The organism is Actinomadura sp. NPDC000929 (assembly GCF_040492065.1).
Lineage (GTDB): Bacteria > Actinomycetota > Actinomycetes > Streptosporangiales > Streptosporangiaceae > Spirillospora > Spirillospora verrucosospora.
In genome coordinates this window covers 1-7,869 of the sequence record NZ_JBEUPA010000240.1, presented here as the reverse complement: position 1 = coordinate 7,869, position 7,869 = coordinate 1, and the positions used below count along the sequence as shown (strand labels likewise).

The 7,869-nt window shown below is 76.6% G+C and carries 8 protein-coding genes; 3 read left to right on the top strand and 5 right to left on the bottom strand.

What is annotated here, in order from left to right:
* From ABWI04_RS40680 to ABWI04_RS40670, 3 genes are all read left to right on the top strand, one after another.
* Positions 1-851: vWA domain-containing protein (locus tag ABWI04_RS40680; RefSeq protein ID WP_353835743.1), on the top strand; the 851-nt coding region annotated here is incomplete at its 5' end.
* Positions 844-1,968, top strand: a complete 1,125-nt coding sequence (locus ABWI04_RS40675; protein ID WP_345184688.1) for an XdhC family protein — start codon at positions 844-846, stop codon at positions 1,966-1,968. The genes ABWI04_RS40680 and ABWI04_RS40675, both read left to right, overlap by 8 nt.
* Positions 1,969-1,986: 18 nt before the next feature.
* Complete coding sequence (locus ABWI04_RS40670) at positions 1,987-2,628, top strand: nucleotidyltransferase family protein (protein ID WP_345184686.1); 642 nt, start codon at positions 1,987-1,989, stop codon at positions 2,626-2,628.
* Here ABWI04_RS40670 and ABWI04_RS40665 read toward each other — a convergent pair.
* From ABWI04_RS40665 to ABWI04_RS40645, 5 genes are read right to left on the bottom strand one after another with little or no spacing between them, the layout of a single operon-like run.
* The gene (locus ABWI04_RS40665; protein WP_345184684.1) at positions 2,558-3,778 is read right to left on the bottom strand and encodes a DUF6986 family protein; all 1,221 of its coding nucleotides are present in this window, start codon (positions 3,776-3,778) and stop codon (positions 2,558-2,560) included. The two genes, ABWI04_RS40670 and ABWI04_RS40665, sit on opposite strands and share 71 nt — an antisense overlap.
* Before the next feature lie 50 nt (positions 3,779-3,828).
* Entirely contained in the window at positions 3,829-4,752 is a 924-nt protein-coding gene (locus tag ABWI04_RS40660; protein WP_353835742.1) for an aldose 1-epimerase family protein, read from the bottom strand.
* 56 nt (positions 4,753-4,808) lie between these two features.
* Complete coding sequence (locus ABWI04_RS40655; RefSeq protein ID WP_345184679.1) at positions 4,809-6,260, bottom strand: YlbE family protein; 1,452 nt, start codon at positions 6,258-6,260, stop codon at positions 4,809-4,811.
* Positions 6,257-7,726 (bottom strand): AllF/FdrA family protein, encoded by a 1,470-nt coding sequence (locus ABWI04_RS40650; RefSeq protein ID WP_353835741.1) that lies wholly within the window; start codon positions 7,724-7,726, stop codon positions 6,257-6,259. The genes ABWI04_RS40655 and ABWI04_RS40650 overlap by 4 nt, the downstream gene beginning before the upstream one ends.
* Positions 7,723-7,857 carry an oxamate carbamoyltransferase subunit AllH family protein gene (locus tag ABWI04_RS40645; RefSeq protein WP_353835744.1) on the bottom strand — a complete coding sequence of 45 codons (135 nt, stop codon included), beginning with the start codon at positions 7,855-7,857 and terminating at the stop codon, positions 7,723-7,725. Before ABWI04_RS40645 ends, ABWI04_RS40650 begins: the two co-directional genes overlap by 4 nt.
* Positions 7,858-7,869 lie beyond the last annotated feature (12 nt).

The following is a 7,869-nucleotide window of genomic DNA, read 5'->3' as shown; positions in this document are numbered from 1 at the left end:
GGCCCGCGGCGACCCAGGTGACGCTCTTGGCCGTGGACGCGCCCCAGGTGACCAGCGGGTCGTCGCAGTTGGCGATGACGTGGCTGGTCGGGGACCTTCCTGTCGCGCGGCTCGGCGCCGCCGAGCGCGCCGAGGTCGCGCGGCTCATCGCCCTGCTGGACGCGGGCGCCGAGCGGCGCAGGTCGCGGCGGTTCGCGCCGACGCCGACCGGGCGGCTCGACCCCGCCCGCACCGTCCGGGAGACGCTGCGGCGCGGTGGCGAGACGTCCCTGCTCCGGCACCGGAGCCATCGCACCCGGCCGCGCCGGGTCGTGCTGATCGTGGACGTCAGCGGGTCGATGAGCCCGTACGCCGACGCGCTGCTGCGGTTCGCGCACGCCGCCGCGCGCTCGGGCGGCCGGGACGTCGAGGTGTTCAGCGCGGGGACGCGCCTCACCCGCCTCACCCGGGAGCTGCGGCACCGCGACCCGGACGCGGCGATGGCGGCGGCGTCCGCGGCCATCCCGGACTGGAGCGGCGGCACGCGCCTCGGCGAGGAGCTGAAGGAGTTCCTCGACCGGTTCGGGCAGCGGGGGCTGGCGCGCGGCGCCGTCGTGGTGATCGCCTCGGACGGGTGGGAGCGCGGCGACGCCGGGCTGCTCGGCGCGCAGATGGCGCGGCTGCACCGGCTCGCGCACCGGGTGGTGTGGGCGAACCCGCACAAGGCGCGGCCCGGGTACGAGCCGCTGACCGCGGGGATGGCCGCGGCGCTCCAGCACGTCGACGACTTCACCTCCGGGCACAGCCTCGCGGCGCTGGAGGAACTGGCCCGCCTCGTCGCGGGCGCCGGAAAGGGGAGGGCTCATGCGTGACGTGCTCGGCGACATCGCCGGCTGGTACGGGTCCGGGCGGACGTTCGCGCTCGCGACCGTCGTGAACACCTTCCGCAGCGCGCCGCGCCCTCCGGGGGCGGCGATGGCGGTCTCGCCCGACGGGGAGGTCGCGGGCAGCGTGTCCGGCGGCTGCGTCGAGGGCGCGGTGTACGAGCTGGGGCGGACGGTCCTGGAGACCGGCGAACCCGTCGTCCAGCGGTACGGGGTGAGCGACGACGACGCGTTCGCCGTCGGGCTGACCTGCGGCGGGATCCTGGACGTGCTGGTGGAGCCCGTCGGCCCGGACACCTTCCCCGAGTTCGCCGACGTCGCCGCCGCCATCGAGGCGCGCGAGCCGGTCGCGGTCGCCACCGTCGTGGCCGGGCCCGGCCGGATCGGCGCCCGCCGCGTGGTCTGGACCGACCGCGCGTCCGGATCCCTCGCGCCCGGCGCCCCGCACGCGGCCCGCCTCGACGCGGCGGTGGACGACGACGCGCGCGGCATGCTCGCCCAGGGCCTCACCGGCCAGCGGCACTACGGGCCGGAGGGGGAGCGGCGGCTGGACGACCTCACCGTCTTCGTGCACTCGTTCGCGCCGCCGCCGCGGCTGCTGGTGTTCGGCGCGATCGACTTCGCGGCGGCCGTCGCCCGGATCGGCAAGTTCCTCGGCTACCACGTGACGGTGTGCGACGCGCGGCCGGTGTTCGCGACGCCCAAGCGGTTCCCCGAGGCCGACGAGGTCGTGGTGAAGTGGCCGCACAAGTTCCTGGAGGAGACGCGCGACGCCATCGACGGGCGTACGGCGATCTGCGTCCTCACCCACGACCCCAAGTTCGACGTGCCGCTGCTGGAGGTGGCGCTGCGCACCGAGGCCGGCTACGTCGGCGCGATGGGCTCGCGCCGCACCCACGACGACCGGACGGCGCGGCTCCGCGAGGCGGGCCTGACCGGCGCCGAGCTGGCCCGGCTGCGCTCGCCGATCGGCCTGGACCTCGGGGCCCGCACGCCGGAGGAGACGGCCGTGTCGATCGCGGCGGAGCTGGTGCAGCTGCGCTGGGGCGGTTCCGGCCGCCCGCTCACCGACACCAGCGGCCGCATCCACGCCGAGTCGGGCTGACGGCACTACCCTCGCGGGATGACGTTGCGCAGTGAGGAAGCACCGGCCGGCCTGCTGCTCGCGGCGGGGGAGGGCCGCCGCCTCGGCCGTCCCAAGGCGACGCTGGAGCTGGACGGCGAGCGGCTCGTCGACCGGGGCGTCCGCACGCTGCGGGACGGGGGCTGCTCCCCGGTCCTGGTGGTGGCGGGCGCCGCGCAGATCGAGGTCATCGGCGCCGTCGTCGTGCCCAACCCCGACTGGCGCGACGGCATGGGCTCGTCCCTGCGCGCCGGGCTCGCCGCGCTGCCGCCCGGCTGCCCCGCCGTGGTCGTCGCGCTGGTCGACCAGCCCCTGGTGACGCCCGCCGCCGTGCGACGGCTGGTCGCGGCGTTCGAGGAGGGCGCGGGCATCGCGGTCGCCACCTACGGGGGTGCGCCGCGCAACCCCGTCCTGCTGGCCGCGGGGCATCTCGCCGGCGTCGCCGAGGCGGCGGTCGGCGACCAGGGGGCGCGCGGCTACCTGCGCGCCCACCCGGAGCTGGTGACGCCCGTCCCGTGCGACGACGTCGCCGCGCCCGACGACATCGACACCCCGGAAGACCTGTCCGCGCTCAGCCGCCCGCGGGAAGGACGCTCTCGTCCAGCGCCCCGCAGTCGACCGCACGGCGCAGCCGGGCGGTGAGCGCCTTGACGGTGGCGGGCTCGTCCAGGACGCCGCTCCCGTTCCCCGCCTGCTCGTGCCAGGCGCGGACCCGTCCGATCACGTCGTCGGCGCCGTTCAGGTGGAAGGCGTACACGGCCGCGTACCGGCTCGGCAGGTGCGCGGGATGCAGGTCCCAGCCCTGGTAGAAGCCGTGCGCCAGCGAGTGCCGGACGTGCGCGGCGTGCGCGGCCCACGCGGCGTTCACCTCGTCGGGCCCGTCGTTGCGGGGGATGATGTTGGTGGAGCCGTCCGACAGCCGCACCCCGGTGCCCGCGAGCGACACCTGCATGATGTGCCGGGCGAAGTCGCAGGCGGGGTGGTCGAGCCGCTGCTCGTGCGGCGGCAGGCCGAGCGCGGCGGTGTAGTCGAACACGCCGAAGTGGGCGGCGGTGATGCGGCCCTGCGCCTCGGTGACGAAGGACTGGAGTCCGATCCGGTCCTCCTCGTGGTCCATCAGCGCCTGCGGCGTCTCGATCTGGATCTCGAACCGCAGGATGCCCTGCGGCAGCCCGAGCGAGGTCTCCAGCCGGTCCAGGAACTCCACGAACAGCCTGACGTGATCGATCGAGGTCGCCTTGGGGAAGGTGATGGTGAACCCGCCGGGCAGCCGGCCGAGCCGGTCGCGCAGCGCGGTGAGGAAGCCGTCCAGCGTCCGCATCGCGCGCTCGTGGCCGCCGTCGGTGAACGACTTGACCCGCAGCCCCCAGTAGTGCGGCAGGCCCTTCACCTGGTACGCGGCGGCGACCGCCTCGACGACCTGCTCGACGTGGGCGTCCTCCTCCTGGTCGTCGCGCACCCCGTAGCCGTCCTCGAAGTCGATCCGGACGTCCTCCACCGGCTCGGCGGCCAGTTTCGCCGCGACGCGCTCCCGCACCGGCCCGGCGAGTTCCGGATCGAGCCCGAACGCCGCGCCGAACGACCCGGCGCCCGGCGTGTGCGTGTTCAGCAGCCGCAGCGCCTCGGCGCCGAAGTCGGAGGGCGTCGAGCGGGAGAACCGGTCCGCCGGGACGTACACCGTGTGGACCGGCTGGCGGCCTTCCGCGCCGCCGGGGAAGCGCTCGCCGTGGACGTCGCGGACGGTGGCGATGCGCGCGGACAGATCGTCGTACGAGGAGACGCTGAGGTTCACCCTGCAATGATCCCCCAACGGCCGCCGGGGAGGGAACCGATCCGGCGTGATCAGGACGCCCGGATTCCCCAGGTTCCGCTGAACTCGGCGCCCGGTTCGAGGTCCACGACGTCCTCCCCGGACACGAACGCGTTGGGCGGGCAGGTCATGGGCTCGACGCCCAGCCCCATCCGCGGGCGCGGGGCGTGGTCGGCGGTGTAGACCTCCATCCACGGGTGCACCTCGTCGGCCCAGAGCGCGACCGTGCGGTCGCTCCCGGACAGGGTGGCCCAGGCGCGGCCGTGGCCGTCGCGGTTGAGCCCGGTGAACGCGTTGTCGATCCGCCGGTCGCCGAACACGGGCCCGGTGCGCAGGTCGTACGGGGTGCCGGTGACGTCCAGGGACGGCCCGGAGGGGATCGTCCGGTCGTCCACCGGGAGGTACCGGTCGGCACCGAGCGTGACCGTGCAGCCGTCGACGGGTTCGCCGACCGTCAGGTAGGGGTGCGCGCCGTGGCCGTAGGGGGCGGTCCGCGTCCCGGTGTTGCGCGCGGTCATCCGCACGCGCAGGCCCTCGGCGGCGTCGAGGACGTACTCGGCCTCCAGGTCGAGGCGGAACGGGTACCCGGCCGCGCCGAGCAGCCGGTGCGTGAGCCGCACCCGGTCGGGCTCGTGCTCGGCGGCCGTCCACGCCGCCCAGCGGACCAGCCCGTGGATGGCGCAGTCCCGGTCGGGCTCGGACAGGTCGAGCCGGTGCGCCTCGCCGCCGTACGCGTAGCCGCCGCGGTCGACGCGGTTCGGCCACGGGACCAGCAGGTGCCCGGACGCGGCCGGGGCCGGCTCGTCGGCGCCGTGCGTCAGCACCAGCGGGAGCCCCCGGTGGGTCAGCTCCCGCAGGCTCGCGCCCGACTCGGTGACGACGGCCTGGTAGTGCCCCGCGCTCAGCGCGTACTGCTCGCCCGTCAGGGCGCGCCCCCCGGTGATCGACTCGCTCATGCGGGCGACGTTACCCCGCCGTCGCCGAGGCGGGAGCCAGCGCCCCGCCGCTCCCGCTACACCGTCTCCGCGAGGGCGTGCAGGGCGTCGGCGAACACGTTCGCGGGCGGCTCGACCAGGCCCGCGCCGACCTGGCCCGTGCCGGCCTCCCGCCCGGCGATGCCGGTGTCGATGACGGGCAGGATCCCGGTGCGGACGACGCGGGCGACGTCCACGCCCACCGGGGTGCCCCGGAAGGACAGCAGCGGGATCTGCAGCACCGGGTGCTCGGCCAGGGTGATCTCGTACATCCGCTGGGTGGCGGCGACCGCGTCGGGGACCTCGCCGCCCACGAACCGCACGATCGCGGGCGCGGCGGCGAGCGCGAACCCGCCCATCCCGGCCGTCTCGGTGATCGCCGAGTCGCCGATGTCGGGGTTGGCGTCGTCCGGGCCGTAGCCGCCGAGGTAGAGGCCGTCCGGGACGCCGGCGGGGCCGGTGAACCAGCGGTCGCCCGTCCCCGACACCTGGATGCCGAAGTCGGTGCCGTTGCGGGCCATCGCCACGACGAGGCTGGAACCGGGCACGCCGCGGGCCGCGTCCGCGCACGCCTTCGCCGCCGCCATCCCCGCGTTGAGGAAGAAGTGGTCGTTGCCCGCCGCGAACGCCAGCGCCTCGGCGGCCCTCGCCCGGGGCACCTCCTCGGCCGCCGCGAGCGCGGGCGCCAGCTCGCGCAGCAGCAGCGACGTCGCCGCCCGGTTGCGGTTGTGCAGCTCGTCGCCCATCTGCAGAGCCTGCGCGATGAGCGACATCAGGTCGAGCGGACCGTGCCGCCGCACGGCCTCCCGCAGGGCCGGGCCGAGCACCTCGCCCATCCACGCCAGCCGCTCGATCACCTCCGGCCCGTACGCCCCGTACCGCAGCACCTTCCCGAGGCCCTCGTTGAGCGAGCAGTAGGAGGTCCCGCCGTGCTCGGCGTCCTCGACCACGAGCATCCACATGGACGGGCTGACGACGCCCGCCATCGGGCCGACCGCGGCGTGGTGGTGGCACGGCTCGAACACGGCCGCGCCGCGCTCCAGCCGGCGCTCGGCGCCGCGCGGCGTCTCGGCGAGCCCTTCGAGGAGCATCGCTCCGACGAGGGCGCCGCGCATGGGGCCGGACGCGCGGTCCCACTCCAGCGGCGGGCCGGCGTGCAGGAACGTCCCCGGCTCCAGGCCGAGCACGTCGCGCGCGGGGCGCACGTCCACCAGGTGCGGGCGCGCCGTCACCATCCGCCGGACGGCGCGCGCGTTGGCCTCGGCGTGGCCGGGGGCGCCGAGGACCGCCGCCAGCGCCGCCTCCGTCCCGGCGGGCGGCGGCCGCCAGTCGACGGCCTCCACCGGGACGGCCTGGTCGGCGAGCGCGCTCGCGAGCACCTCCACGCCGGTCGCGACGACGCTCGGCTCGCGCGAGAGCAGCCCGCCCAGCCGGTGGGCGCGGTGCGTGTCGCGGTGCGTGTCGCGGCGCGTGTCCCGCTCGTCGCTCATCGGGGCGTCCCTTCGACGATCGGCCCGTCCACCAGCGTGAGGGCGTGCCGGGTCGCCTGCGCGTTGGAGGCGAACACGTCGGCGCCCGCCTCGCACAGCGCGACGGCCTGCCGGTCGCGGTCCTGCGGGTCGGCCGGCGTCCCGCACAACGACACCACCACGGCGAGGTCGGAGCGGTCCCGCAGCGCCGCGGCGACGGCCGGGGCGAGGGCGGCGGCCGGATCGGGCTCGGCGCCGTACCCGAGCACCACGTCCAGGAGCAGGACGCCGCAGCCGTCGTCGGCGGCCTCGGCGCGCAGGGCCTCCAGCCGCAGCGTCGGGTCGATCATCGGGTGCGGGCGGCCCCGCGTGTAGGCGTCGTCGCCGAAGTCGGTGAACCGGTGGCCGCGCGCCTCCAGATCCCGGCCGAGCGCGTCCCGCGCGATCATCTCGGCCTCGTCGCGCAGCGTCCCGCCCGCGAACAGGCCGCGCAGCGCCCGCCCGCGCACGGGCGCGGCGGCGCGCGGGGAGGTCCAGCGGGGCCACGCCGGGACGGGCCGGCCGAGCGCCCTCAGCGCCTTCTCCGCGGCCCGCGTCAGGTCGTCCTCGCCGGGCAGCGGAAGCGCGAACACCACCGGGGTGTCCAGGCGCCGCGCCGCCTCCCGGATCAGGTCCAGCACCTGCGGCGCGGGCGGCTTGGACACCAGCACGATCAGGTCGGTGGCCGGGTCGGCGTCCAGCGCGGCCAGCGCGGCCAGCGCCGACCGTCCGCTCACCTCGGGCGACAGGTCCCGCCCGCCGACGCCGAGCACGTGGCTGACGCCGGCGCCCGCGGCGTCCAGCAGGCACATCAGCTGCTGCGCGCCCGTCCCGGACGCCGCGACGACGCCCACCGGGCCGGGCCGCACCGCGTTGGCGAACCCCAGGCCCGCACCGCCGACCACGGCGGTCCCGCAGTCCGGGCCCATCACGATCAGCCCGCGCCGCGCCGCCGCCTCCTTCAGCGCGATCTCCTGCGCGACCGGCACGTTGTCGCTGAAGATCATCACGTTGAGGCCGGCGTCCAGGGCGTCCATCGCCTCGGGGAAGACGTGCGGGCCCGGCACCGACAGCAGCGCCACGGTCGCCTCGCCGCGGGCCGCCGCGGACCCGGTTGTCCTGGCCGGCGCCGGCGCCCCCAGCCGGCCCTCCCGCGAGGGTGGGCGGGACGCCTCCCGCAGCAGTCCCTCCAGCGCCTCCCTGGCCTCGTCCAGTCCGGCTCCGCCGGGTCCCTCGTCCTCGACCCGGATCGCCACGACCAGGTCGTCGGGCCCGGCCTCGTCCGGCACGGCGAAGCCCATGCGGCCGAACATCTCGCGGTTCAGCCCGGTGCCCATCGCGACCATGGCCCCGGCGACGCCCGGCCGCTCCGACAGCCGCCGGCTCACCCGCATCAGCGTGACCGAATCGTGGTAGCCCCCCCGCCGCACCTCGACCCAGTCCCTCATACGCGCCCTCCGAGGGCGGCGCGGCAGCCGGCGAGGACGCCGTGCGCCAGGTCCGTGCCCGACGTGTGGCCGAGCGCCAGCAGGCGGCGCACGGCGGCCTGCGGCGGCTCGTGGCCGGCGACGCCGCGCAGGACGGCGGCGAC

Excerpts from the sequence above, each read along its gene's own strand:
- ABWI04_RS40675 (WP_345184688.1), top strand. The coding sequence starts at position 844 with ATGCGTGACGTGCTCGGCGACATCGCCGGCTGGTACGGGTCCGGGCGG.
- ABWI04_RS40670 (WP_345184686.1), top strand. The coding sequence starts at position 1,987 with ATGACGTTGCGCAGTGAGGAAGCACCGGCCGGCCTGCTGCTCGCGGCG.
- ABWI04_RS40660 (WP_353835742.1), bottom strand. The coding sequence starts at position 4,752 with ATGAGCGAGTCGATCACCGGGGGGCGCGCCCTGACGGGCGAGCAGTAC.
- ABWI04_RS40655 (WP_345184679.1), bottom strand. The coding sequence starts at position 6,260 with ATGAGCGACGAGCGGGACACGCGCCGCGACACGCACCGCGACACGCAC.
- ABWI04_RS40650 (WP_353835741.1), bottom strand. The coding sequence starts at position 7,726 with ATGAGGGACTGGGTCGAGGTGCGGCGGGGGGGCTACCACGATTCGGTC.